This window comes from Streptomyces sp. NBC_01520 (assembly GCF_045040375.1).
Lineage (GTDB): Bacteria > Actinomycetota > Actinomycetes > Streptomycetales > Streptomycetaceae > Streptomyces.
This window is the reverse complement of sequence record NZ_CP109404.1, coordinates 3,801,280-3,825,314: the sequence shown is the minus strand read 5'-3', so window position 1 is coordinate 3,825,314 and position 24,035 is coordinate 3,801,280. Positions and strand designations below refer to the sequence as shown.

General features: G+C 72.2%; 23 protein-coding genes. 18 read left to right on the top strand and 5 right to left on the bottom strand.

The features are described from left to right. Nucleotides 1–5 precede the first annotated feature (5 nt). Nucleotides 6–1,187, bottom strand: a complete 1,182-nt coding sequence (locus OG524_RS17155) for a pyridoxal phosphate-dependent aminotransferase (RefSeq protein WP_405810917.1) — start codon at nucleotides 1,185–1,187, stop codon at nucleotides 6–8. Nucleotides 1,188–1,314: 127 nt separating this feature from the next. Here OG524_RS17155 and OG524_RS17150 point away from each other — a divergent pair, with 127 nt between their 5' ends. The 16 genes from OG524_RS17150 (at nucleotide 1,315) to OG524_RS17075 (ending at nucleotide 17,676) form a co-directional block, all read left to right on the top strand. Next, nucleotides 1,315–1,617, top strand: coding sequence for a hypothetical protein (locus OG524_RS17150; RefSeq protein ID WP_405810915.1), 303 nt, complete (start codon nucleotides 1,315–1,317; stop codon nucleotides 1,615–1,617). A 313-nt stretch (nucleotides 1,618–1,930) separates the two neighbouring features. Beyond that, entirely contained in the window at nucleotides 1,931–2,446 is a 516-nt protein-coding gene (locus OG524_RS17145; RefSeq protein WP_405810913.1) for a DUF2617 family protein, read from the top strand. A 136-nt stretch (nucleotides 2,447–2,582) separates the two neighbouring features. Next, nucleotides 2,583–4,181 carry a polyamine aminopropyltransferase gene (locus tag OG524_RS17140; protein WP_405810911.1) on the top strand — a complete coding sequence of 533 codons (1,599 nt, stop codon included), beginning with the start codon at nucleotides 2,583–2,585 and terminating at the stop codon, nucleotides 4,179–4,181. A gap of 84 nt (nucleotides 4,182–4,265) precedes the next feature. Beyond that, nucleotides 4,266–5,225, top strand: a complete 960-nt coding sequence (locus OG524_RS17135; protein WP_405810909.1) for an SRPBCC domain-containing protein — start codon at nucleotides 4,266–4,268, stop codon at nucleotides 5,223–5,225. Between the two features lie 29 nt (nucleotides 5,226–5,254). Beyond that, nucleotides 5,255–6,049 (top strand): aldose 1-epimerase, encoded by a 795-nt coding sequence (locus OG524_RS17130; RefSeq protein ID WP_405389951.1) that lies wholly within the window; start codon nucleotides 5,255–5,257, stop codon nucleotides 6,047–6,049. Nucleotides 6,050–6,093: 44 nt separating this feature from the next. After that, the gene (gene pyrE / locus OG524_RS17125) at nucleotides 6,094–6,633 is read left to right on the top strand and encodes an orotate phosphoribosyltransferase (RefSeq protein WP_384501539.1); all 540 of its coding nucleotides are present in this window, start codon (nucleotides 6,094–6,096) and stop codon (nucleotides 6,631–6,633) included. A 188-nt stretch (nucleotides 6,634–6,821) separates the two neighbouring features. Beyond that, entirely contained in the window at nucleotides 6,822–7,844 is a 1,023-nt protein-coding gene (fbaA, locus tag OG524_RS17120) for a class II fructose-bisphosphate aldolase (RefSeq protein ID WP_405389952.1), read from the top strand. Between the two features lie 87 nt (nucleotides 7,845–7,931). After that, nucleotides 7,932–9,092 (top strand): MalY/PatB family protein, encoded by a 1,161-nt coding sequence (locus OG524_RS17115; RefSeq protein ID WP_405389953.1) that lies wholly within the window; start codon nucleotides 7,932–7,934, stop codon nucleotides 9,090–9,092. A gap of 168 nt (nucleotides 9,093–9,260) precedes the next feature. After that, nucleotides 9,261–10,754, top strand: coding sequence for an MFS transporter (locus OG524_RS17110; protein WP_405810906.1), 1,494 nt, complete (start codon nucleotides 9,261–9,263; stop codon nucleotides 10,752–10,754). Nucleotides 10,755–10,757: 3 nt separating this feature from the next. Beyond that, entirely contained in the window at nucleotides 10,758–11,171 is a 414-nt protein-coding gene (locus OG524_RS17105) for a DUF3151 domain-containing protein (RefSeq protein ID WP_405389955.1), read from the top strand. A gap of 165 nt (nucleotides 11,172–11,336) precedes the next feature. Further along, nucleotides 11,337–12,185, top strand: a complete 849-nt coding sequence (locus OG524_RS17100) for a tryptophan 2,3-dioxygenase family protein (RefSeq protein WP_405389956.1) — start codon at nucleotides 11,337–11,339, stop codon at nucleotides 12,183–12,185. Beyond that, nucleotides 12,178–13,374: a kynureninase gene (gene kynU, locus OG524_RS17095; protein WP_405389957.1), complete on the top strand. Its 1,197-nt coding sequence runs from the start codon at nucleotides 12,178–12,180 to the stop codon at nucleotides 13,372–13,374. The genes OG524_RS17100 and kynU overlap by 8 nt, the downstream gene beginning before the upstream one ends. Before the next feature lie 144 nt (nucleotides 13,375–13,518). Then, nucleotides 13,519–14,394 carry an alpha/beta hydrolase family protein gene (locus tag OG524_RS17090; RefSeq protein ID WP_405389958.1) on the top strand — a complete coding sequence of 292 codons (876 nt, stop codon included), beginning with the start codon at nucleotides 13,519–13,521 and terminating at the stop codon, nucleotides 14,392–14,394. A 73-nt stretch (nucleotides 14,395–14,467) separates the two neighbouring features. Further along, nucleotides 14,468–15,784, top strand: a complete 1,317-nt coding sequence (locus OG524_RS17085; protein WP_405389959.1) for a sensor histidine kinase — start codon at nucleotides 14,468–14,470, stop codon at nucleotides 15,782–15,784. Beyond that, nucleotides 15,781–16,461, top strand: a complete 681-nt coding sequence (locus OG524_RS17080) for a response regulator (protein ID WP_405389961.1) — start codon at nucleotides 15,781–15,783, stop codon at nucleotides 16,459–16,461. Before OG524_RS17085 ends, OG524_RS17080 begins: the two co-directional genes overlap by 4 nt. A gap of 9 nt (nucleotides 16,462–16,470) precedes the next feature. Then, on the top strand, nucleotides 16,471–17,676 hold the full coding sequence (locus tag OG524_RS17075; RefSeq protein WP_405810901.1) for a cytochrome P450: 1,206 nt from the start codon (nucleotides 16,471–16,473) through the stop codon (nucleotides 17,674–17,676). Here the strand turns inward: OG524_RS17075 and OG524_RS17070 are convergent. From OG524_RS17070 to OG524_RS17060, 3 genes are all read right to left on the bottom strand, one after another. Continuing rightward, nucleotides 17,659–17,904, bottom strand: a complete 246-nt coding sequence (locus OG524_RS17070; RefSeq protein ID WP_405389963.1) for a hypothetical protein — start codon at nucleotides 17,902–17,904, stop codon at nucleotides 17,659–17,661. The genes OG524_RS17075 and OG524_RS17070 overlap by 18 nt on opposite strands. A gap of 185 nt (nucleotides 17,905–18,089) precedes the next feature. After that, complete coding sequence (locus OG524_RS17065; RefSeq protein WP_405810899.1) at nucleotides 18,090–19,748, bottom strand: ABC transporter permease; 1,659 nt, start codon at nucleotides 19,746–19,748, stop codon at nucleotides 18,090–18,092. After that, entirely contained in the window at nucleotides 19,745–20,677 is a 933-nt protein-coding gene (locus tag OG524_RS17060; protein ID WP_405389965.1) for an ABC transporter ATP-binding protein, read from the bottom strand. The genes OG524_RS17065 and OG524_RS17060 overlap by 4 nt, the downstream gene beginning before the upstream one ends. 92 nt (nucleotides 20,678–20,769) lie before the next feature. Here OG524_RS17060 and OG524_RS17055 point away from each other — a divergent pair, with 92 nt between their 5' ends. Continuing rightward, nucleotides 20,770–21,270 (top strand): GbsR/MarR family transcriptional regulator, encoded by a 501-nt coding sequence (locus tag OG524_RS17055; protein WP_405389966.1) that lies wholly within the window; start codon nucleotides 20,770–20,772, stop codon nucleotides 21,268–21,270. 411 nt (nucleotides 21,271–21,681) lie between these two features. On the opposite strand, the gene OG524_RS17050 is transcribed toward OG524_RS17055, so the two are convergent. After that, nucleotides 21,682–22,551: a diacylglycerol kinase gene (locus tag OG524_RS17050; RefSeq protein ID WP_405810896.1), complete on the bottom strand. Its 870-nt coding sequence runs from the start codon at nucleotides 22,549–22,551 to the stop codon at nucleotides 21,682–21,684. A gap of 186 nt (nucleotides 22,552–22,737) precedes the next feature. Between OG524_RS17050 and OG524_RS17045 the strand changes: the two genes are divergently transcribed. Then, nucleotides 22,738–24,021, top strand: a complete 1,284-nt coding sequence (locus tag OG524_RS17045; protein ID WP_405389968.1) for an adenylosuccinate synthase — start codon at nucleotides 22,738–22,740, stop codon at nucleotides 24,019–24,021. The last annotated feature ends 14 nt before the right edge of the window (nucleotides 24,022–24,035 follow it).

The window sequence follows — 24,035 nt, the reverse complement described above, 5'->3', positions numbered from 1 at the left end:
CGGCCTCACCGCACCGTGAGGCCCTTCAGCCGGTCGACCGCCTCGGTCAGCACCTCCGTGCGCTTGCAGAACGCGAAGCGCACGAAGGGCGCGCCCTGGTCGCGGTGGTCGTAGAACACCGCGTTCGGGATGGCGACGACCCCGCACCGCTCGGGCAGCGCCCGGCAGAACGCGAAGCCGTCCCGCTCACCGCCCAGCGGGCGGATGTCGGTGGTGACGAAGTACGTCCCGGCGGGCCTGTAGACCTCGAAGCCGGCCTCGGCGAGGCCGCCGCTCAGCAGGTCCCGCTTGGCGCGCAGGTCCGCGCGCAGCTCGTCGAAGTAGCTGTCGGGCAGGCGCAGCGCCTCGGCGACCGCGTACTGGAAAGGCCCTCCGGAGACGTACGTCAGGAACTGCTTGGCGGAGCGGACCGCGGTGACCAGCTCCGGGCTCGCGGTGATCCAGCCGATCTTCCAGCCGGTGAACGAGAAGGTCTTGCCGGCGCTGCTGATGGTGACCGTGCGCTCGCGCATGCCGGGGAAGGAGGCGAGCGGGATGTGCTCGCCCTCGAAGACCAGGTGCTCGTAGACCTCGTCGGTGACGACGAGGAGGCCGCGCTCGCACGCGAGTGCGGCGACGGCGGCCAGTTCCTCGCGGGTCAGCACGGTGCCGGTGGGGTTGTGCGGGGTGTTCAGGAGGATCAGGCGGGTGCGGGGGGTGACGGCGGCGCGGAGCTCGTCCAGGTCGAGCCGGTAGGCGCCGTCGTGCGGGTGGAGCGTGACGGGGACCCTGGTGCCGCCCGCCATGGCGATGCAGGCGGCGTACGAGTCGTAGTACGGCTCCAGGGCGACCACCTCGTCGCCGGGCTCCAGGAGGGCCAGCAGGGCGGCCGCGACGGCCTCCGTGGCCCCCGCGGTGACCAGGACCTCGGTGTCGGGGTCGTACGTCAGCCCGTAGCGCCGCTGCTGGTGCTCCGCGATCGCGGTGCGCAGCTCGGGTACGCCCGGGCCCGGCGGGTACTGGTTGCCGTGGCCGGCGCGAAGGGCCCGGACCGCGGCCTCGCGGACCTCCTCGGGGCCGTCGGTGTCGGGGAAGCCCTGGCCGAGGTTGATCGATCCGGTCCGTACGGCCAGCGCCGACATCTCCGCGAAGATCGTCGTACCGAACTCGGCGAGGCGGCGGTTGAGCAGCGGTCGTCCCTGTGTCATGGGCGCCATCCTGTGCCGAAGCTCTGGAGTTGCTCAAGTCTGCTTTGGCCCCCGCACGGCGCGGGAATCCCCCCGTCAAGAAAGAAGCGGGGACCTCGCTTCGGGGGAAGAGAAGGATGTGAGGTCGGTGGAGCTGTTCATCTTCATCGTGTTCATCGTGCTCGTGTGCACGGGGGCGGCAGCCCTGATGTCGGGATCGGGAGGCAGGAAGAACCCGCTGGCGGGACGCAAGGGACGCAAGGGACGCAAGGGACGCAAGGGGCGCGGCGGGCGACGGGGCTCGGACAGCGGCGGCTCCGGTTCCGACGGCGGCAGCTGGTGGGCCGGTGACAGCGGGTCCGGTCACTCCGGCGGCCACTCGTGCGGCGGGAGCAGCGGCTCGTCCTGCGGTGGCGGCGGTGGCTGTGGCGGCGGTGGCGGCGGCGACTGACGGTACGCACGCCGGTCGCGGCCGGTGGAAGGGGCCTGCGCCCGTGAGGTGTCCGACGGGCCGAACTCCCGCCGGGCACCTTTTTGTTGAGCGGCACAGGGAACAGGTGAACCGTGCTGCCCCCGAGGGGATGGAAACCACGTCAAGTTGGGCAAAAACGCTGTGAGTGCGGCGTAGTTCATGATTCCCTCGCTCTAGAGAACATTCAGTCCTCGGACCCGAGTTGGGACGGATCGGGCGTTTCCCTCCCCCAGGCGCATCGCGCCGGGACGCCCCCTGTCCAGGTGTCCATGTGTGTTTGCGGAGCCGACCCATGCTCACGACCCTCCAGACCGCCTATTCCGATACCCGTGCCGCCGATCTGGCCTGGGCGCTGGGGCGGGAACCCCTGCCCGCCCTCGCCGTACTCGACCTCCAACTGGACGGCGCCAAGCTGCAGATGAGGCTCCTCGGCGCCTCCCACCAGGTCCTTCTGGAAGAGGAGCGCGGTACGTGCTCCGAGACCGTCGCCTGTATCCCCGGCAGCAGTACGCCACTGCCCCTCGGAGTCGCCAAGCGCCTGGGCGACTGGGAGTACGAGTTCGCCGCCCGCGTCGAGACGCTCTCCGAGGGCTCGTTCGCGGGGCGCGCGCAGGAACTCCTCGCACTGGTGACCGACCATCCGCACGGACTCGCGGGGACGTTCCCCGGCAGCCCGTACGCCTTCACCGCGATGCTGGCCCAGCAGACGGAGGGCCAGGTGCGCTGGCGGACCTGGCACGCCTACCCGCAGGAGGGGCAGTTGGTGGTGACCCGGACACGGGTGGGTGTGGCCGCACCGGTTCCGTGAGCGGGGGAGCCCTCCGCTCGCGGCACGGAGCGTGGCCGGAATGCGTCCGGCGTGCGTCCGACAGATGTCCGGGGTACGCCACTTACACCCTTGTGGGTGACAAGCGGCGACCCCTTCGTGACGTAGCGTTCCCATCATGATCGACCAGCAGGTGTCGCTGCGAGGGGGCGCGGCGCGGCTTCCCGTACGGCCGAGGACCGGCCGGTTCCTCGTGCTGGCCGTGGTCTTCATCTGCGCCGCGTGCGGCCTGGTGTACGAGCTCGAACTGGTGGCGCTCGCCTCGTACCTGATCGGCGACTCGGTCACGCAGGCCTCCGTCGTGCTCTCCGTGATGGTGTTCGCGATGGGCCTCGGGTCGCTTCTCGCGAAACGTTTACGCAGCCGTGCCGCTGTCGGGTTCGGGCTCATCGAGGCGGCCCTCGCACTGGTCGGCGGCACCTCGGCGCTCGTCCTGTACGCGTCGTTCGCCTGGCTCGGCGAGTCGCGCTACGCGCTGGTCGGGTTCTCGCTCGCGATCGGGGTCCTGATCGGTGCGGAGATCCCGCTGCTGATGACGCTGATCCAGCGGGTCGACCGGCAGGACGCGGGCGGGGCCGTCGCGGACCTCTTCGCCGCCGACTACGTGGGCGCGCTGGTCGGCGGGCTGGCCTTCCCGTTCCTGCTGCTGCCGATGATGGGCCAGCTCACCGGGGCGCTGTTCACCGGGGCGGTCAACGCGGTGGCGGGCGGCGCGCTGGTGCTGTGGGTGTTCCGGCGGGACCTCGCCCCCCGGTCGCGGATGCTCCTGATCGCCGTCAACGTCACGGTGATCGCGCTGCTGGCCACGGCCACGGTCCTGGTCGACGACTTCGAGCGGGCGGCGCGGCGCGCGGTGTACGGGGACCAGGTGCGGGTGGCCGTGCAGACGGAGGTGCAGGAGGTCGTCCTCACGGGAGAGGGCCGCGGCTCCCTCGACCTCTACCTGGACGGCCGGCTGCGGGTCAGCGCCCGCGACGAGTACCGCTACCACGAGGCGCTGGTGCATCCCGCGATGGAGGGGCGCCGTGCGCGGGTGCTGATCCTGGGCGGAGGTGACGGACTGGCCGCCCGCGAGGTGCTGCGCTATCCGGACGTCGAGTCCGTCGTGGTGGTCGAGCTCGATCCGGCCGTCACCCGGTTGGCCCGTACGGACCCGGCGCTCTCCGCGCTGAACGGGCACGCGTACGACGATCCGCGCATGACGGCGGTCTCCGGGGACGCGTTCAACTGGCTGCGGGTCACCCGCGACCGCTACGACGTGGTGGTCTCGGACCTGCCCGATCCCGGGATCACGGCCAGCACGAAGCTCTACTCGGCGGAGTTCTACGGGCTGGTCACGGAGGTCCTGGGGCCGGGCGGGCGGATCGTGGTGCACGCCGGGCCGCTGGGCAGCAGACCGGAGATGTTCTGGACGGTGGAGGCGTCGATGGGGGCGGGCGGCCTGGACACCCGCCCGTACCGCGTCGAGGGCCGTCTCACGGGCTTCGCCGCAGGTCCGGACCGCGCCACGGACGCGTCGGAGGCGCCGCACGACTGGGGGTTCGTGCTGGGTGCCCCGCACGCTGTGGGTCGGCTCGGTATCGCCCGCCGGGCACCGGCACTGCGGTCGCTGGGGGCGCGCGAACTGCTTGCGGCCGGGCGTTCGGCCGAGCGCGTACGGCTGCGGGGGGTGCCGCCCTCGACGCTGGTGCACCCGCGGTACCGGGAGGAACCGTGAGCACGCCGGGGCGGTGCGGTCCCCACGGTGTGCGGGGTGTGGAAGCGCTGACGGGACGGCCGGGGCTGAGTAGGCTCGGGAGGTATGGAGCATGAGGTGTTCGTTCCGGTTCCGGTCGCGTCCCTTCGTCGGGCGCTGGGTGATCCCGCGCGTGTCGCACGCTGTGTACCGGGACTCCAGCAGGACGCCGACGCGTCGGCGGGACCGCTGGCCGGCCGGCTGAAGATCCGCATCGACGGCCACACGATCACGTACCGCGGGGCGCTGACGCTCGCCGACCGTGGCGGTGACGCGTTCTCCGTCACCGGGGAGGGCGTGGAGGCCAGGGGCGCGGGGGCGGTGGAGCTGGCCCTGACCGTCGGGCTCACGCAGACGGACGGCGGGACGACGATCGCGTACACCGGGTCGGCGAGCGGTGACGGCCGCATCGTGGAACTGGACGAGGAGGCGGCGTTCGCCGCGGCACGCCGGCTGCTGGACCGCTTCACGCAGCAGCTGGTGACGGAGTCGCTGGCGGCGCGGGACGGGGAGGAGCCCGCTTCCGGGCCGGCGCCCGATGCCGCCGCCGAGCCCACCCGTGGTCCTGTGCCGGACGCGGCCGAGCCCACCCCTGGTCCTGTGCCGGACGCCAGCCCCGATCCGGCCTCTGGTCCTGTGCCGGACGCGGCCGCCGAGCCCACCCGTGGTCCTGTGCCGGACGCGGCCCCCGATCCTGCCCCCGATGCCGCCTCGGACGAGGCGCCGGCCGTCGGCAAGGAGTCGGTGTTCGACGCCCCCGTGCCGCCCCCGTCGCTCGACCCGTCCGCGGAGCTGGAGTTCACCGTGCCGGACGTTCCGCCCGCGGAGGCCGCGCATGCCCGACGCACGATGATCGGCCGCAGCACGGAGGAGGTCGACCACGCCCCGCCGCGCGGCCGGTACTCGCCCGTGCCCTCTCCCGAGGCGGGCGCCGCGGGCATCGCGCTGCGCTGGGCGGCCCCGGCCGCGGCCCTGGTGATCGCCTCCGCCGTGGTGGTGGGCCGCGCCCTGCGGCGCCGGAGGTGAGCGGGTCCCCGCGCCAGTAGTGTCGTGGGGTGAGCAGAGTTGCGAAGAACGTCCGGCTGACCGCCGGCGACGCCGAGTTGACCGTCGACCCCGTCCATGGCTGCCGTATCGGCAGTCTGCGCATCGGAGGGACCGAACTGCTGCGCCAGGGAGAGCGGTACGGCTGCTTCCCGATGGTGCCGTGGTGCGGCCGTACCGGGAACGGCCAGTTCCGCAACGGCGGCGAGCTGCACCGGCTGCCGCTGAACTCCCCGCCGCACGCCATCCACGGCACCGGCCGCGACACCGCCTGGCAGCTCGCCCGGCAGGACGGCGCGGAGGCGGCCTTCTTCTACGACCTGGCCGAGCCGTGGCCTTACGAGGGCCGGGTGACGCAGTCCTTCGAGCTGACCGAGGACTCGCTGACGCTCCGTCTCGGCGTCGAGACGTACGGGAACTCGTTCCCGGCGCAGGCCGGGTGGCACCCCTGGTTCCTGCGCAACACCGGGGGCCAGGACGTACGGCTCGACTTCGAAGCCGCCTGGCAGGAGGAGCGCGGTGACGACCACCTGCCGACCGGCCGCCGGATCGACCCCCTCCCCGGTCCCTGGGACGACTGCTTCGGGATGCCCGAGGGTGTCGACGTGAAGCTCACCTGGCCGGAGCAGCTGGAACTGACGGTGAAGAGCCGGGACGAGTGGGTCGTGATCTACGACGAGCAGGCGGAGGCGGTCTGTGTGGAGCCCCAGTCGGGCCCGCCGAACGGTCTGAACACCGCGCCCCGGCTGGTCACCCCGATCGAGCCGCTGGAGATCACGACGACGTGGAACTGGGTGCGCCTCTGACCGGCGGCACCGGCGCGGTGGTGGCAGCGCTTACCCTCGTGGACATGACTGACGTACGTGCTGAGCTGCTCCAGCAGATCAAGGACAAGGCCGTGGTGCACGGCAAGGTGACCCTCTCCTCGGGTCTGGAAGCCGACTGGTACATCGACCTGCGCCGGATCACGCTGGACGGCACCGCCGCGCCGCTGGTCGGCCAGGTGATGCTCGACGCCACCGCCGAGCTGGACTACGACTGCGTCGGCGGTCTGACGCTGGGCGCCGACCCGGTCGCCACGTCGATGCTGCACGCCTCCGCGGCGCGTGGGAAGAGCCTGGACGCGTTCGTCGTCCGCAAGGCGCAGAAGGCCCACGGGATGCAGCGCCGGATCGAGGGGACGGACGTCAAGGGCCGTCGCTGCCTCGTCGTCGAGGACACGTCGACCACGGGCGGCTCCCCGCTGACCGCGGTCGAGGCGGTGCGTGAGGCGGGCGGCGAGGTCGTGGCCGTGGCCGTGATCGTGGAGCGCGGCGCCGCCCCGGCGATCGCCGAGGCCGGACTGCCGTATGTGAACGTGTACGGGGTCGCGGACCTCGACCTGTCCTGACCTGCGACTTTTCCGAGGGGCGGCCGGTTTCACGTGAAACCGGCCGCCCCTCGCGTCTGCCGCCACGCATCTCGACGGATGGGCAGGGTGGAGCCGGAGCGAGAGTCTGGGAAGATGGGGGCGACGATGACGTCGCCCCCAGGTCAGGGACCAGCACTGCACACCCGCACATCCCAAGGAGCGGACAGATGCCCATCGCAACCCCCGAGGTCTACGCCGAGATGCTCGACCGGGCGAAGGCAGGCAAGTTCGCCTACCCGGCCATCAACGTGACGTCGACCCAGACCCTGCACGCTGCACTGCGCGGCTTCGCGGAGGCGGAGAGCGACGGCATCGTCCAGATCTCCACCGGTGGTGCCGAATTCCTGGGCGGCCAGCACAACAAGGACATGGTGACGGGCGCCGTTGCCCTGGCCGAGTTCGCGCACATCGTCGCCGCCAAGTACGACGTCACCGTGGCCCTGCACACGGACCACTGCCCCAAGGACAAGCTGGACGGGTACGTCCGCCCGCTCCTCGACGTCTCCGCCGAGCGCGTCGCCAAGGGTCTGAACCCGCTGTTCCAGTCCCACATGTGGGACGGTTCGGCCGAGACCCTCGCCGACAACCTGGCCATCGGCCAGGAACTGCTCGCCAAGGCCGCCGCCGCCAAGATCATCCTTGAGGTCGAGATCACCCCGACCGGTGGCGAGGAGGACGGCGTCACGCACGAGATCAACGACGAGCTGTACACGACCGTCGACGACGCGCTGCGTACGGCCGAGGCGCTCGGCCTGGGCGAGAAGGGCCGCTACCTGCTGGCCGCGTCCTTCGGCAACGTCCACGGCGTCTACAAGCCGGGCAACGTCGTCCTGCGTCCCGAGCTCCTCAAGGACCTCCAGGAGGGTGTCGCCGCCAAGTACGCCCAGGCGTCCCCGTTCGACTTCGTCTTCCACGGCGGCTCCGGCTCCACGGCCGAGGAGATCGCCACCGCGCTGGAGAACGGCGTCGTGAAGATGAACCTCGACACCGACACCCAGTACGCCTTCACCCGCCCGATCGTGGACCACATGTTCCGCAACTACGACGGTGTGCTGAAGGTCGACGGCGAGGTCGGCAACAAGAAGTTCTACGACCCGCGCAGCTGGGGCAAGTCCGCCGAGGCGGGCATGGCCGCGCGCGTCACGCAGGCCTGTGCCGACCTGCGTTCCACGGGCACCAAGCTGAAGTAGGCACTTCCGCACGGACGTCCTGGGCCCGGTCCCCCTTCAGGGGTGCCGGGCCCGTTCCGTGCCCGACCGATCCCTGAGGAATCCGCTGTGAGTACGCCTGCGCGCTACGACTTCGACACCGTCATCGACCGCCGGGGCACCTGGTGTGTCCAGTGGGACGGGGTCGCCGACCGTTTCGGGGTGGACGGGCTGCTGCCGTTCACCATCTCCGACATGGACTTCGAGACCGCGCCCGAGGTCCTGACCGCGCTCCGGGCCCGGCTCGACCACGGGGTGCTCGGCTACACGACCTGGCAGCAGGACGACTTCCGGTCGGCGGTCGCGCACTGGTTCGCGACCCGGTACGACACCGAGATCGACACCGGGCGGCTGGTCTACGGGCCGTCCGTGCTCAGCCAGCTCTCGCAACTGCTGCAGATGTGGACGGCCGAGGGGGAGGGCGTGGTCGTCCACACCCCCACGTACGACGGCTTCCGGAAGGCGATCACCGGGCTCGGACGTGAGCTGCGGGGCGTACCGGTGGGGGATACCGGGGCGCTGGAGCGGGAGCTGGCGCGGGCCGACGCGAAGGTGCTCGTGCTGTGTTCCCCGCACAACCCGACGGGGCGGGTGTGGACGGAGCCCGAGCTGCGGGAGATGGCCTCGCTCGCCCGGCGTCACGGGGTCGCGGTGATCAGCGACGAGATCCACGCGGACTTCGTGCACGACGGGTTCCGGCACGTGCCGTGGACGCGGGTCGGCGGTGACGGGCGCTGGGCACTGATCAGCTCCGGTTCGAAGTCGTTCAACTTCCCGGCGCTGACCGGTTCGTACGGGATCATCGGCGATCCGGCGGACCGGGCGGAGTTCCTGCGCCGGATGGAGACGGCGGAGGGGCTGGCCTCGCCGGCGGTGCTGTCGCTGACCGCGCACATCGCGGCGTACCGGGAGGGCGCGCCGTGGCTGGACGCGGTCCGGGAGTACGTCGCGGGGAACCTGGCGCTGATCGCGGAGCGGCTGGACGGGGCGTTCCCGGAGCTGGCGTGGGAGCCGCCGCAGGCGGGCTACCTGGCGTGGCTGGACCTGCGTCCGCTGGGTGTGGACGACGAGGCGTTGCAGCGGGTGCTGATGGAGCGGGAGAAGGTCGCGGTGATGCCGGGGGCGGTGTACGGGGCGCCGGGCTTCCTCCGCCTGAACGCGGGGTGCCCGCGGAGCAAGGTGGAGGCGGGGGTGGGGGCGGTGGTGCGGGGGGTGTCGGCGGTGCGGTAGGGGTGGGCGGGGGTGTGGGGGCTTCGCGGGGCGTTGCCCCGGGGCCCTTTTTGCCCTCGATCGCCGGGCGGGCTTGGTTCGGCGCTCGGGTGGGCTTGGTCTGTGCTCGGGTGGGCTGAATCGTGTTCCCGGCTGTTTCCGGGGCGGGGGCGGGCGATGCTGGCTCGTATGAACGACGATGCGGGTGGCGGTGGGATTCGGGTTGCCTCGGCGGCCGGGCGATGGGTCGTTCTGACCACTGTGCTCGGGTCGAGCATGGTCCTGCTCGACTCCACGGTGATCAACGTCGCCCTCCCCCGCATCGGCCAGGACCTCGGTACCGACCTGGCAGCCCTCCAGTGGACCGTCAACGCGTACATGCTCACGCTGGCCGGGCTGATCCTGCTCGGTGGTGCGCTCGGGGACCGGTACGGGCGGCGGCGGGTGTTCGTCGTGGGGGTGGTCTGGTTCGCCGTGGCCTCCCTGCTCTGCGGGCTGGCCCCGAACGCCGGAGTCCTCGTCGTGGCCCGTGCCCTCCAGGGTGTCGGCGGGGCCCTGCTCACGCCCGGTTCCCTCGCGCTGATCCAGGCGAGCTTCCACCCGGACGACCGGGCCCGCGCCGTGGGGCTCTGGTCGGGGCTCGGCGGGGTCGGGGCCGCGATCGGGCCGTTCGTCGGCGGCTGGCTCGTCGACGGGCCCGGCTGGCGCTGGGTGTTCCTGCTCAACCTCCCGCTCGCCGCCGTCTGCCTGCCCGTAGCCCTGCGGCACGTGCCGGAGTCCCGGGACCCGGACGCGCACGGCCGCTTCGACGTGCTCGGGGCGGTGCTCGCCGCGCTCGCGCTCGCGCTGGTCACGTACGCCCTGATCGAGCTGCCGGAGCAGGGCGCGTCCGTGCCGGTCGTCGGGGCGGCGCTCGGCGGTGTGCTGCTCGGCGTGGCCTTCGTGCAGGTGGAGCGGCGCCGGGCCGACCCCATGGTGCCGCCGTCGATCTTCGCGTCCCGGCAGTTCACCGTCGTCAACATCGTCACGTTCTGCGTGTACGCGGCCCTCGGCGGCTTCTTCTTCCTCTCCGCGATCCAGCTCCAGGTCGTCGCCGGTTACTCGGCCCTCGGCGCGGGCACCGCGCTCCTGCCGACCACGGTGCTCATGCTGCTCTTCTCCGCGTCCGCCGGTGACCTCGGCCGGCGCATCGGGCCGCGCATCCCGCTGACCGTGGGCCCGCTGCTGGCCGCCGCCGGGATGCTGCTGATGCTGCGGGTCGGCCCGGACGCCTCGTACGTACGGGACGTGCTGCCCGCCGTCCTGGTGCTGGGCCTGGGCATGGTCACCTTCGTGGCGCCGCTCACCGCGACGGTCCTGGCCGCCGTCGACACCGGGCGGGCCGGGCTCGCCAGCGGCATCAACAACGCGGCGGCGCGGGCCGCCGGTCTGCTCGCGGTGGCCGCGCTGCCGCTGCTGGCCGGGATGGGGCCGGAGGCCTACCGCGACGCCGGGGAATTCGCCTCGACGTTCCGCCGGGCGATGCCGATGTGCGCCGGGCTGCTGGTGGCGGGCGCGGTGATCGCCTGGTGGGCGGTGCGGAAGCCCGCGGAGCCCGGACCCGAGCCGCAGCCCGAGTGCGCGATGCACTGCGGGGTCACGGCCCCGCCCTTGGAGCCGGAGCCCGGACCCAGGCACACTTGAGCCATGTCCATCCACGAGAACCTTCTCGGGGGCCCTGCCCCGACGCACCTGCCCGACGACCCGGAGCCGCGCGAACTGCTCGCCGGCGGTACGCCGCCCGCCGATGTCGCGGCCAAGTACCCCACGTCCTCGCTGGCCTGGGCGCAGCTCGCCGACGAGGCCTACGAGGGCGGTCGCGTCATCGAGTCGTACGCGTACGCGCGCACCGGCTACCACCGCGGCCTCGACGCCCTGCGCCGGGCGGGCTGGAAGGGCCACGGCCCCGTCCCCTTCGAGCACGAGCCGAACCGCGGCTTCCTGCGCGCCCTGCACGCCCTCGCACGCGCCGCGCAGTCGATCGGTGAGGAGGAGGAGTACGAGCGCTGCTCGTCCTTCCTGCGCGACTCCTCGCAGACCGCCGCCGACACCCTGGGCTGAACCGCCCCACCCGCTTTCCCGGGCCCCGCAGGCACGCACCACCGCCTGCGGGGCCCGAGGCGTCCCACGCGGCTCCGGTCTAGGATGCGGGCAGGGGACCGGAGCTCCACCACCTCAGAGGAAGGGGCGGACCGCTACCCGGAAGCTCATGTCGAGGAGACAGCGATGTCGACGATCCACCCCGACCCCGAAGCCACCGGTGCGGACACCCCGCACCTGGACTTCGCGGGAACGACTCCGTACGAGGACTATGTCCAGGCGGATGTCCTGACCCACCTCCAGCACCTGCGCTCGGACGATCCCGGCGAGATGGTCTTCCTGGTCACCACCCAGGTCATGGAGCTGTGGTTCACGGTCATCGTCCATGAGTGGGAGACGGCGGCGCACGCCCTGCGCGAGGACCGCATACCGGTCGCCCGTGACGCCCTGAAGCGCTCGCTGCGGGAGCTGGAGGCACTGAACGCCTCCTGGAAGCCGCTGGCCGGCCTCACCCCCGCCCAGTTCAACTCCTACCGGGGCTCGCTCGGCGAGGGCTCCGGTTTCCAGTCGGCGATGTACCGGCGGATGGAGTTCCTCCTCGGTGACAAGTCCGCCTCCATGCTCGTGCCGCACCGCGGTGCCCCCAGGGTCCACGCCGAGCTGGAGAAGGCGCTCCAGGAGCCCGGCCTGTACGACGAGACGCTCGCCCTGCTCGCCCGGCGCGGTCACGCCGTGCCGCAGTCGGTCCTCGGCCGGGACCTGTCGCAGAAGTACGAGCCGTCCCCGCAGGTCGAGGCCGTGTGGGCGGAGATCTACGCGAACCCGGACCAGAACGACGAACTCGTGCGGCTCGGCGAGGTGCTGACCGATGTCGGCGAGCTCGTGTGGCGCTGGCGCAACGACCACCTCACCGCCACCCGGCGGGCCATGGGCTCGAAGACCGGCACCGGCGGGTCGGCCGGGGTCGCCTGGCTGGAGAAGCGGGCCACCAAGAGCGTGTTCCCCGAGCTGTGGACGGCGCGCAGCCATGTCTGACCTCCAGGAGCGCGCGAAGGCGCTCGACACCGCCGACGGCCTGGCCGGACTCCGCGACCTGTTCGTCCTCGACGGCACCGTCTACCTCGACGGGAACTCGCTGGGTGCGCTGCCCCGCCACGTCCCCGCCCGCATGCAGGAGGTCATCACCCGGGAGTGGGGCGCCCTGCGCATCCGCTCCTGGGACGAGAGCGGCTGGTGGACCGCGCCCGAGCGGATCGGCGACCGGATCGCCCCGCTGGTCGGGGCCGCCGCCGGACAGATCGTGGTGGGCGACTCCACCAGCGTGAACGTCTTCAAGGCCGTGGTCGCCGCGACCCGGCTGGCGGCCGACGGGCGCGACGAGATCCTGGTCGACGCCACGACGTTCCCCACGGACGGCTACCTCGCAGAGTCCGCGGCCCGGATGACCGGCCACCGTCTCGTCCCGGTCGCCCCCGCCGACGTACCGGCAGCCCTCGGGCCCCGTACGGCGGCCGTCCTCCTCAACCACGTCGACTTCCGCACCGGCAGGCTCCACGACCTGCCCGGCCTCACCGCCGCCGTCCACGCGGCGGGCGCCCTCGCGGTCTGGGACCTGTGCCACAGCGCGGGAGCCCTGCCCGTCGGCCTCGACGCGCACGGGGTGGACCTGGCCGTCGGATGCACGTACAAGTACCTCAACGGCGGCCCCGGTTCGCCCGCCTACCTGTACGTCGCCGAGCGCCACCAAGCGGGCTTCGACTCGCCCCTGCCCGGCTGGACGTCACACGCGGACCCGTTCGGGATGACCCCCGGATACGTGCCCGCGGACGGCTCCGTACGCGGCCGGGTCGGCACCCCGGACATCCTGTCCATGCTGGCCCTGGAAGCGTCGCTGGACGTGTGGGAGGGCGTCGCGGTGGAGGCCGTGCGCGCCAAGTCCCTGGCGCTGACGGACTTCTTCCTGGAGTGCGTCGCCGCGTACGTCCCCGAGGGCCGGGTCACCCCGGTCACCCCGGCCGCCCACGCGGAGCGCGGAAGCCAGGTCTCGCTGCGGTGCGAGAACGCGGACGAGACGGAACCGGTGATGCGCGCGCTCATCGGACGCGGAGTGGTCGGCGACCTGCGCCGCCCGGACGTGCTCCGCTTCGGCTTCACCCCGCTGTACGTCGGGTTCGCCGACGCGGAACGGGCCGCAGGCGTCCTCGCCGAGGTGCTGGCGGTGTAACCGCACCCGACGGGCCCGGTTTCCGGACCGGGCCCGTCCGGTGCGGCCCGATCGGTGACGGTCCGTCGGATGACGGTGCGCGGTACTGATACCGTCCCCGCAGGTCAGTCCAGTTGGGCATATGCGTAGGACGGTTGGAGCAGCATGTCGGATTCTGCCGCGCGTGATCGTGACGCCGCCGAGACCGAGTCGGCGTTCGCACATCCGCCGGTCGCCCCCGATCGGTCCGCGGCCTATGGCAGCCATCCCGACCAGGTGATCGACTTCTTCGGTCCGCGTGACGGCCGGGACGGTGCGCCGCTCGTGGTCGTCCTGCACGGCGGGGCCTGGCGGGCACCGTACGACCGGCAGCACGTGTCGCCGTTCGCGGACTTCCTGGCCCGGCGCGGATTCGCCGTGGCCAGCGTCGAGTACCGGCGCGGCGGCGGGATCCCGCAGCAGGGCGGGGCCGGACCCGTGGCGGGACGCTGGCCCGAGACGTTCGACGACGTGGCCGCCGCGATGGACGCCCTGCCGGAGCTGGTCGCGCGTGAGCTGCCGCGGGCCGATGTGCGCAAGACCGTGGTCACCGGGCACTCGGCGGGCGGGCAGCTGGCGCTGTGGGCCGCCGCCCGGCATGTGCTCCCGCTCGGTTCGCCGTGGCGGCTGCCCGCGCCGCCGCCCCTGCGCGGAGTGGTCGCGCTGGCGCCGATCGGTGACTTCACGAGCGCCGTCGACTTGGACGTCTGCTCCGGTGCCGTGCGCCAACTCCTCGGTATGGAAGCGGACTTCGAGGAACGCAGGTTGCACGCCGATCCGGCCGAGCTGCTCCCGACCGGGATCGCGACCGCCGTCGTGCAGGGCGTCGACGACCTCACCGTCCCGCAGGCGGTCACGGAGGCGTTCGTGGACGCCGCGGCGAAGGCGGGGGAGATGGTCGGGCTGACGCTGCTGGACGCGGTCGGGCACTTTCCGCTGATCGACCCGTCGGCCGACGCGTGCGCGGTGGTGGCGGAGGAGATCGCCCAGCTGGCCTGGTAGTACTTGCGACGGACGGCCCGGGATCCGTATCACTGCTGACGACGCCGGCCGCGGTGGCGCCTACCTTGGGGGCGTGACCGAGACGAAGACCAGAAGCCCCGAGCTCCGGCTGGCCGCAGGGGCGATAGACGGCCTGCGGCAGGACCTCTTCCACGACGTTTTCGACTACCGTCCGCTGGACCCGCTGGGCACCGGCGGTCCGGTGATCAAGAGGCTGCCCGGGGCGATCCGGAAGCGGGCGGTCTGGACGCCGCACGCGGTGGTCGGCGTGGTCGCGCTGATCTCGCTGCTGGCCGGAATGCTCCTGTTCGGGGCCAACACCTACTCGGTGTTCGGGATAGCGACGCTCATCGCCGGTGTGGTGCCGTCCGCCGCCCTGCTGATGACGCTGGTCCGCCCCGTTCTCGCGTTCTGGGTGTCGCTCGCGGTCACCCCGCTGGTGGCTGTCGCGGGCAACGGGGACTGGCCGTGGGGGCCGAACGCCTTCATCTGCCACCTGAGTGTGCTGATCGTCGTCGCGGCGAGGACCCGGCCGCGTACGGCCGCATGGATGTGGCTGATCACCCTGGTCGCCGGTTCCTTCCTGGAGAACTTCGGAAGCGGTTACTCCCCCACCACCGGGCCCATGGCCGTCGCCTCCGCCTTCGCCCTGCTGCTGGTCACCGTGGTGCAGGTACGCCGTGACGCCGAGCGCGAGGTGACCGTGCAGCGCACCGTCACCGCCGTCGAGCGCGACCGGCGCACGCTCCTGGAGGAGCGCACCACCATCGCCCGTGAACTGCACGACGTCGTCGCCCACCACATGTCCGTCGTCGCGATCCAGGCCGAGGCCGCCCCCTACCGGGTGGAGAATCCGCCGCCCGAGCTGGAGCAGGCGTTCGTCACCATCCGGGAGAACGCCGTCGCCGCGCTCACCGAGCTGCGCCGCGTCCTCGGCGTCGTACGGGCGGAGGACTACGAGGCGCCGGACGCCCCGCAGCCCACCCTCGCCGAGATCGACCGGCTGCTGGACAACGTCAGGGAGACGGGTCTGGAGACGGAGAAGACGGTCACCGGGGCGGTGCGGGAGCTCCCGCAGGGCGTCGAGCTGTCGGCGTACCGGATCGTCCAGGAGGCGCTCAGCAACACGCTCCGGCACGCGCCCGGCGCGTCCGCGAAGGTGGAGATCGGATACGTGCTCGGCGGACTGGGGCTGCGCGTCGTCAACGGGCCCGCGCGAGGGCTCGTCAAGCCCTCGCCGGGGGCCGGCCACGGGATCACCGGGATGAGGGAGCGGGTCCAGATGCTGAACGGCGAGATGACGGCCGGGACGACGGAGGACGGCGGCTACGAGGTCGCGGTGTTCCTGCCCGTGCCGGCGGCACACGACACGGCGGAGGAGACGGCGTGAGCGAGTCCACCCCGTCGTCCAGCATCCGGGTGCTGATCGTCGACGACCAGATGATGGTCCGCGAAGGGTTCTCCGTACTGCTCAACGCGATGCCGGGCATCGAGGTGGTCGGCGAGGCCGTCGACGGCCGGCAGGCCGTGTCGCAGGTCGCCGTCCTGCGGCCCGACGTGGTGCTGATGGACATCCGGATGCCGGAGCTCAACGGCATCGAGGCCACCCGTGAGATCGTCGCCGCCGACGCGGACGCCAAGGTGCTCGTCCTGACCACCTTCGACCTCGACGAGTACGTGTACCAGGCGCTGCGGGCCGGGGCCTCCGGCTTCCTGCTGAAGGACGCGTCCGCGCGCCAGCTCGCCGACGGGGTACGGGTGGTGGCGTCCGGGGAGGCGCTGCTCGCCCCGACCGTGACCCGAAGGCTGATCACCGAGTTCTCGAAGCTCGCCGAGGCGCCCCGGCCGCCCGCGATGGCCCGGATCGGCGACCTCACCGAGCGTGAGACGGAGGTGCTCGTGCTGATCGCCCAGGGGCTGTCGAACCTGGAGATCGCCTCCCACCTCGTCGTCGCCGAGTCCACCATCAAGACGCACGTGAGCCGCATCCTGGTGAAGCTCGGGCTGCGCGACCGGACCCAGGCGGCCGTGTTCGCGTACGAGGCGAGGCTGGTCACGCCCGGGTAGCGTCGGCCCATGCACGTGTCTTTCGACCCCTGGTCCCCGGCGTTCGTCGCCGACCCGTACCCCGCCTACGCCGCGCTGCGCGCCACCGGCAGGGCGCACTACTTCGAACCGACCCGGCAGTGGCTGATCCCGCACTACGCCGAGGTGTCCGGGCTGCTGCGCGACCGGCGGCTGGGCCGGACGTATCTGCACCGTTTCAGCCACGACGAGTTCGGCGTGACCGCCCCGCCCGCCGCCCACGAGCCGTTCCACACGCTCAACGGGCAGGGGATCCTCGATCTGGAGGCCCCCGACCACACCCGGATCAGGCGGCTGGTAGCCAAGGCCTTCACCCCGCGGACGGTCGAGACGCTCGCGCCCACCGTGGAGCGGCTGGCCGCCGGGCTCGTCGATGACTTCGTAGCGGCGGGCGGCGGCGACCTCCTCGGCGCGGTCGCCGAGCCGCTGCCCGTCGCGGTCATCGCCGAGATGCTCGGCATCCCGGAGTCCGACCGGCCGCTGCTGCGGCCCTGGTCGGCCGCGATCTGCGGGATGTTCGAGCTGAACCCGCCGGAGGAGACGGCGCGGGCCGCCGTCCGGGCGTCGGTCGAATTCTCCGCGTACCTCCACGGGCTGATCGAAGCCCGCCGGGCGGACCCCGGCACGGACCTGATCTCCGCGCTCATCACCGCCCACGACGACGGCGACCGGCTGACCGAGCAGGAAATGGTCTCCACGTGCGTCCTCCTGCTGAACGCCGGCCACGAGGCGACGGTCAACGCCACCGTCAACGGCTGGTGGACGCTCTTCCGGCACCCGGAGCAGCTGGCGTCCCTGCGCGCCGACCACGAACTGCTGCCGACCGCGGTGGAGGAGCTGCTGCGGTACGACACCCCCGTGCCGATGTTCGCGCGCTGGGTCCTGGACGACATCGAGGTCGACGGCACCGTCATCCCGCGCGGCTCGCAGGTCGCCCTGCTCTTCGGGTCGGCCAACCGGGATCCGGAGCGCTTCGCCGACGCCGGGACGCTGGACCTGTCCCGTGAGGACAACCCGCACATCTCGTTCGGAGCGGGCATCCACTACTGCCTGGGAGCGCCGCTGGCCCGCCTCGAACTGGCGGCCTCGTTCGGCGAACTGCTGCGCAGGGCACCCGGGATGCGGCCGGTCGCGGAACCGGAGTGGAATCCCGGGTACGTGATCCGGGGGCTGCGGGGGCTACAGGTGGAGATCTGAACCGACGGTCCCGGGGAGCACCATGAGGTCCGGCCCCGGGGCCGGACCGGCCCAGGAGTGCAGCCCCCACGCGGACAGTACGAGCACCCCGGCCGCGCACACCACCGCGACCAGGACCCGGGTCCGGGCCGGTCCGCGGCCGTTCGGCAGACGCAGCGTCAGGAGCCGGACGGCCGACGGGAGGAGGGCGCCCGCGAGGGGGACGAGGGGCAGCGCAGCTCCGTCCACAGGACGGAGAAGTCCTGGCCCGCACCCTCGAAGGCGCCGCCCAGGTGCCGGTCGGTGCGCCGGGAGGTGCTCCGGACGAACAGTGCCGTGACCGCCCCCGCCGGTGCCGGCCCGCACTCGCCGTACCCCGCCGTGTCCCGTTGATCCAAACGACCAGGACGCCGCCCCGGGCCGGCCCGGTTCCGCTACCTCGTCTCCAGGTCCCGTCGCCGGAACCCCTCCAGCCCGAGCCGCAGGAGGCCGGCCGCGATCAGGGTCAGGACCACCATCGGCGTCCAGTCCATCCCGGCGGCGGGCAGCCGCGGCACCTGCCCGAACGGCGACACGTCGTTCACCCACCCCGGGAATCCCAGGAGTTCGCCGAGGTAGCCGGTGACGAACGCGTACACCGGGACGATCCACACCGCCGGTGCCGCCCGGGGCAGCCACCCGAAGAGCACGGCGGCGACCCCGGCGGTCACCCACAGCGCCGGTGCGTACGCGAGTGCCGCACCCAGCAGCGCGGGCAGCATCGCGGGGTCCCCGGTCGATGCCGCCCCCGCGACACCGATGCCGAGCCCGCCCAGCAGCAGCACGGCCGTACCGCCACCGAGGGCGACGGCCAGATGACTGCCCGCCCAGCGGGTGCGGGACAGACCGGTCGCGAGCAGGGACTCCACACGGCCCGCGGTCTCCTCGCTCCGGGCCCGCAGGGCCGCCGTCACGACGTACACGGAGGCGACGACGGCGAGGACGACCGTGACCATCGACGCGAACGACTCGGCCGTCGTCGCCCCGCCGGCCCTCCGGAGCGCCTCCTGGATCCCGTCGATGTCCTTCAGCATCTCGTCGGCCTGACCGAGGACCGACCCGTACATCACGCCCATCAGGAACAGCCCGGCCCCGAAACCGGCCAGTACGGAACGGTGCAGCCGCAGGGCGAAGCCCAGTGGGTGGGTCAGCGCGGCCGACGCCACCGCCCTGCCCGGCCTCGTGGCGCGGAGTCCCGCGCCGACGTCGCGCCGGGCCGACAGGGCGAATCCGGTACCGGCGCAGAGCACGGTGAGTGCCAGGCAGAGCAGCAGCGGCCACCAGCGGTCGTCCACGTAGACGTAGGTGCGCTGGGCCCAGCCGATGGGGGAGAGCCAGGACAGGGCGGCGGTGCCGCCCGCGTCACCGGCGGCCCGCAGCACGTAGGCGAGGCCGATGACGGCCAGCGCCGCGCCGGTCGCGCCCCGGGTGTGGGCCGTGATCTGCGTGGTGATCGCGGCGACGGAGGCGAAGACGATGCCCACGGCCGCGTACGCGAGGCCGAGGAGCAGCGAGCCGGCGGCGCCGTCGGGGGCGAGGTCCATGCTTCCGAGGCCGGCGGCCAGCAGCAGGGCGAGTACGAGGTTGGCGAGCACCGCGACCGAGAGCGCGGCGGCCAGGTGCGCGTGCCGTCCGACGACCGTGGAGCGGACCAGCTCGGCACGGCCGGTCTCCTCCTCGGCACGGGTGTGGCGGGTGATGACCAGGACGCTCATGAGGCCGGTCAGGACGGTCATGAAGCCGAGCAGCTGGTGGCCCGCCATCGCGCCGAAGGTGTAGTCGGTCAGATAGTGCCGGGGTCCCGTCATGGCGAGTCCGGCCGGGCTGTCCATGGTCGCGGCGACGGAGGCGCGGGCCTCCGGGTCGGCGTACAGCGTCGTGTAGTTGCGCGCGGTGGACACCGAGCCGAGGACCAGCGCCAGGATCCACACGGGGAGCCGGACACGGTCCCGGCGCAGGGCGAACCGGATGAGGGTGCCGGTCCCCGCGAGCGGTCCGGTGCCCGTGCGGGCCTCGGTGGACGGGGCCGCCCGGGTGGCTGTCGCGGCGGTCATCGCGCGTCCTCGTGGCGGTGGGCGGCGAGCTCGTCGCCGTAGTGGCGGAGCATCAGCTCCTCCAGGGTCGGCGGGTGGCTGACCAGACTGCGCACGCCGAACCCGGCGAGCCGGCCGATCGCTTCCTCCAGATGTCCGCCGTCCACGGCGAACCGCACCCGGGCCGCACCCCCGTCCTCCCCGGGGACGAGCTCCACGGCGTGCACGCCGGGCAGTTCGCCGAGCCCGGTGGCAGGGCGGGCCGTCTCGGCCTCCACCGTCGTGCGCGTCAGGTGCCGCATCTCGCTCAGCGACCCGGACTGCACGGTCCTGCCGGACCGGATGATGCTGACCCGGTCGGCCAGCTTCTCGACCTGCGCCAGGATGTGGCTGGACAGCAGCACGGTCCGGCCGGCGGTCTTCGCCTCCAGGATCACGTCCTGGAAGACCACTTCCATGAGCGGATCGAGCCCGGAGGTCGGTTCGTCGAGCAGCAGCAGCTCCGCGTCGGAAGCCAGCGCGGCGATGATCGCGACCTTCTGGCGGTTGCCCTTGGAGTAGGCCCTGCCCTTCTTCGTCGGGTCGAGGCCGAAGCGTTCGACGAGCTCGTCGCGCCGCCGCCCGTCACCCCCGCCGCGCAGCCGTGAGAGCAGACCGATGGCCTCGCCGCCGGTCAGATTGGGCCACAGCTCCACGTCGCCCGGTACGTAGGCCAGGCGCCGGTGCAGGTCGACGGCGTCGTGCCAGGGATCCCGCCCGAGCAGTTGGGCCACGCCCGAGTCGGCGCGCAGCAGCCCCAGCAGGACCCGGACGGTGGTGGACTTCCCGGCGCCGTTGGGCCCCAGGAAGCCGTGGACCTCGCCGGTCTCGACGGTGAGGTCGAGGCCGTCCAGCGCCTGTGCCCGACCGAACGACTTGTGCAGTCCGGCCACGGTGATTGCCTTCGTCATGTTTCTGAACGTACGTTAACTTCACAATCTTGTGAAGTTAAAGAAGCGTATAAAGTCGACTCCATGATCGGAGCGGCGGAGGCGGCGGAGCGATGACCAGCGGGACCGGAGAGGACGCCGGGCGGGACGATGAGGCCGTGGCGCGGTTCGTCGAGCGCTTCGCGGCGGAGATGACGGAGGCGGGGATGCAGCGGACGGCCTCACGCGTCTTCGCGGCGCTCCTCGCGGACGACGACGGCTCCATGACCTCGGCCGAGCTCGGCGAGCAGCTGCGGATCAGCCCGGCGGCGGTCTCCGGCGCGATCAGCTATCTGACCCAGGTCAGCATGGTCGGGCGGGAGCGCGACCCGGGCTCGCGCCGGGACCGCTACCGGCTGCACAAAGACGTCTGGTACGGCACCTTCACCGACCGGGACCGGCTGCTGACGCGCTGGGAGCGCACGCTCCGGGAGGGCGCGCGGTCCCTGGGCGAGGACACGCCGGCCGGGGCGCGGATCGAGGAGAGCGCGGAGTTCCTGGAGTTCCTGCAGAAGGAGCTGGCGGGTGCGATGGAGCGGTGGCGGGAGAGCCGGGGAACGAAGAGCGGGGGCTGAGCCTCGCCGGCTCGGCCCCGGCGGCCCGTCCTCCGGCTACTGCCGGTTCGGCGGCCGCCGGTTCCGCCCGCCTGCCGGGAGGCCCGTCGGTTCGGACGCCCGCCGGTTGGGAGGCCTGCCGGTTCAGCGGCCCGTCGGTTCAGGCGTCCGCCCGTCGGGAGGCTTGCCGGTTCAGACGCCCGCCTGCCGGGAGGCCCGTCGGCTCGGAGGCCCGTCGGCTCGGACGCCCGCCGGTTGGGAGGCCTGCCGGTTCGGACGCCCGTCGGTTCAGCGGCCCGTTGGCTCGGAGGCCCGTCGGCTCGGAGGCCCGCCGGTTGGGAGGCCTGCCGGTTCAGACGCCCGCCGGTTCAGACGCCCGTCGGCTCGGACGCCCGCCGGTTGGGAGGCCTGCCGGTTCAGACGCCCGCCGGTTCAGACGCCCGTCGGTTCAGACGCCGCCGTCGGGAGTATCAGCCCCCACGCCCCCGCACGTACCGTCCAGGTCCGGGTCCTGACCGGCCCCGCTACCTGTATGTCCGCGCGGTAGCGGAAGTCCGGGCCGGACACCGTGATCGCCTTGCTCTCCGCCGTCACCGTCTCGCCGGACGAGGTGTGGATCACCACGTCCGCCAGGCCCCCGTCGCCCTGTGTGGTCACCGAGACGCCCTCGACCGGCCGGTCCAGGTCGTTCAGCAGGACCCCGTCCGCCTCCACCCGCAGCCGGTGCGCGCGCGGCGGGCCGGAGGGCGAGGCCGGGGCCGGCCGGACCAGGGCGGCCATCAGGGTGCGGCAGGTGTCCCAGACCGCAGTGACACCCGAGTGGTGTGTGCCCGCGCCCTGCGCCGAGGTGAGGGCGGGGATGCGCAGGTCGCCCAGCACGACGCCGTCGCTGTCGTCGACCAGCAGGTCCAGCCGGCGCGCGGTCCCGTCGAGCGCCGTGCGCGCCGCCGCCACCGCACCCCGGGGCACACCGAGCGCGTGGGCGAGCTCCAGGGTGTGCGCCGCGCCGACCGGAATCAGCGAGAGCACGCCCTCGGCGAGCTCCCGCTCCCGGTGGAGCTGGGCCACGGCACGCAGCAGCGCACGGTCGTCACCGACGACCACCGGCCGCCGGCCGCCCCGCCGGGAAAGGGCCCGGGCGAACTCCTCCGGGCCGTCCGGAAGACAGATTTTCGTGTGCGCACCCGCGCTCAGCACGTCCTTCGCGATACGGACGGATTCGCCGTCGGTCCTGCGGGCAAGGGGGTCGATGAGCACAAGTAGCTGGTGGTCGCCGTCGCCGGGGGGCTCTGCAGCCGACACCTCGGTCCTTCCTCGGGTAGCATCTTGGTGCAAGAGCCCCTTGCGCTATTGCGCCAGGGGCTTCGTCTATTCCGGGGCACCCGGTTCGACGGCTCAGGCTTTGCCGTACATCGTCGTACGGCAGGTACGACCTTTACGTACGCCCCCTGACCTTGGACATGCCCCGCCCGGAAGGGGTGTACGCCTGTGCCCGCACTTGTGCTGCTCGGTGCTCAGTGGGGTGACGAGGGCAAGGGGAAGGCCACCGACCTCCTCGGTGGATCCGTTGACTATGTGGTGCGTTACCAGGGCGGCAACAATGCCGGCCACACGGTTGTCGTAGGCGACCAGAAGTACGCACTGCATCTCCTCCCCTCCGGAATCCTGTCGCCGGGGTGTACCCCGGTCATCGGTAACGGTGTCGTGGTCGACCCGGCAGTCCTGCTCTCCGAGCTGAGCGGTCTGAACGAGCGGGGCGTCGATACGTCCAAGCTCCTGATCAGCGGCAACGCTCATTTGATCACCCCGTACAACGTCACCGTCGACAAGGTGACGGAACGCTTCCTCGGCAAGCGCAAGATCGGGACGACCGGGCGCGGTATCGGCCCGACGTACGCCGACAAGATCAACCGCGTGGGCATCCGCGTCCAGGACCTCTACGACGAGTCGATCCTGGAGCAGAAGGTCGAAGCGGCGCTGGAGCAGAAGAACCAGCTCCTGGCCAAGGTCTTCAACCGGCGCGCGATCGAGGCCGGGAAGATCGTCGAGGAGATGCTCCAGTACGCGGAGCAGATCAAGCCGTACGTCGCCGACACGACGCTGATCCTGAACAACGCCATCGACGAGGGCAAGGTCGTGCTCTTCGAGGGCGGTCAGGGCACCCTGCTGGACGTCGATCACGGCACGTACCCCTTCGTCACCTCGTCGAACCCGACCGCGGGCGGTGCCTGCACCGGATCCGGAGTGGGCCCGACGAAGATCAGCCGGGTCATCGGCATCCTCAAGGCGTACACCACGCGCGTCGGTGCCGGACCCTTCCCGACCGAACTTCTCGACGCGGACGGCGAGGCGCTGCGCCGGATCGGCGGCGAGCGCGGGGTCACCACCGGCCGTGACCGTCGCTGCGGCTGGTTCGACGCCCCGATCGCGCGGTACGCGACCCGGGTCAACGGCCTCACCGACTTCTTCCTCACCAAGCTGGACGTGCTGACCGGCTGGGAGCAGATCCCGGTGTGTGTGGCGTACGAGATCGACGGCAGGCGCGTCGAGGAGCTCCCGTACAACCAGAGCGACTTCCACCACGCGAAGCCGATCTACGAGAACCTCCCCGGCTGGTCCGAGGACATCACGAAGGCCAAGACCTTCGACGACCTTCCGAAGAACGCGAAGGCGTACGTGAAGGCGCTGGAGGAGATGTCCGGCGCCCCGATCTCCGCGATCGGTGTCGGCCCCGGCCGCACCGAGACCATCGAGATCAACTCCTTCCTGTAGGAGTCACGCGGGAG